Consider the following 1,227-nt stretch of genomic DNA (forward strand, 5'->3'; position numbering starts at 1 on the left):
GGACGCTGAGGCAACTCTCGTGCTGGCCTGCGCCTACTTCCCGACCGACGACCGCGACGTCGCCGCTGCCGCCGATGTGCTCAAAGACGAGGCCTACCAGGTCCGTGGCTCGGCCCCGACCAACGAGATCCTGCACGTCGCCCGGGAGAAGGCGCTGGCCGCCGGTGCGAAGAACATCGTCGACCGCGCGATCGTCGGCGAGCCGGTCGATTCGCTGCTCGACCTCGTCAACGAAGTGGACGCCGACCTGCTCGTCGTCGGCAACCGAGGCCTCAACACCCTCACCGGTCGCCTGCTCGGCTCCGTCCCCTCGGACGTGGCCCGCAAGTCCCGTTCGGACGTGCTGATCGTGCACACCGTCCGCTAGTTCGACGAGGAAGGCCCCTGACCGACTGCGGTCAGGGGCCTTCGTTGTGTCTCAGGCCGGTTCGAGCGCGGACAGCACCTCGGGGAGGTCCTCGGTGTGCACCACGGCCAGTCGCTGGGTCGCGCGGGTCAGCGCGACGTACAGGTCGTTGAGTCCGCGGGGGGACTCGTCCAGGATCGCCTGTGGCTCCACCAGGTACACCCGGTCGAACTCGAGGCCCTTCGCGTCGTGCACGGTGAGGACCTGAACGGATTCACCTGCCAGCGAGGATAATTCGGGTACCAGGGTCGCGGGAGCGAGGACCGCGGAGGTACCCGGACCGTGCTCGACCTCGAGCAACCGCGCCACCTCGCCCGCGACGTCGGCGGGCAACACCCGGTAGGCGCGTGGGGGATTGCCGGTCTCGCGCACCGAACGCGGCACCTTGGTACCCGGATCGATCTCGGCGAGCACATCGGCCGCGACCGCCATGATCTCGGCGGGAGTGCGGTAGTTCACCGTGAGCTCGGTGAGCTTCCAGCGCTGTGCCACATACGGTTCCAGCACCCGCTGCCAGGACGACGCGCCGGCCGGATCACCGGTCTGGGCGACGTCGCCGACGACGGTGATCCAGCGATTCGGGATGCGCCGCATCACCATGCGCCACGCCATTTCCGAAAGCTCCTGCGCCTCGTCGACGATCACGTGCCCGTAGGTCCAGGTCCGGTCGCCCGCGGCGCGTTCGGCGGTGGTCTGGCGGTTGCCGAATTCCTGGCGCTGGGCCAGCTGGGACGCGTCGATCAGGTCGTAGGCCATCAGGATCTCGGGATCGAGTTCGTCTTCGATGTCCTGCGGGGCGGAACCGGTGAGGATGTCGAGGG

General features: G+C 68.5%; 2 protein-coding genes. One reads left to right on the forward strand and one right to left on the reverse strand.

What is annotated here, in order from left to right; all coding sequences use genetic code 11:
- Window positions 1–367, forward strand: a 367-nt coding sequence (locus tag ACFWF3_RS36400; RefSeq protein ID WP_379318744.1) for a universal stress protein, incomplete at its 5' end; no start/stop codon positions are given.
- A gap of 51 nt (window positions 368–418) precedes the next feature.
- On the opposite strand, the gene ACFWF3_RS36405 is transcribed toward ACFWF3_RS36400, so the two are convergent.
- On the reverse strand, window positions 419–1,227 hold an 809-nt coding region (locus tag ACFWF3_RS36405; RefSeq protein WP_379318746.1), incomplete at its 5' end, for a 3'-5' exonuclease.

Source organism: Nocardia sp. NPDC060220 (assembly GCF_042727815.1).
In the GTDB taxonomy this organism is placed as follows: domain Bacteria; phylum Actinomycetota; class Actinomycetes; order Mycobacteriales; family Mycobacteriaceae; genus Nocardia.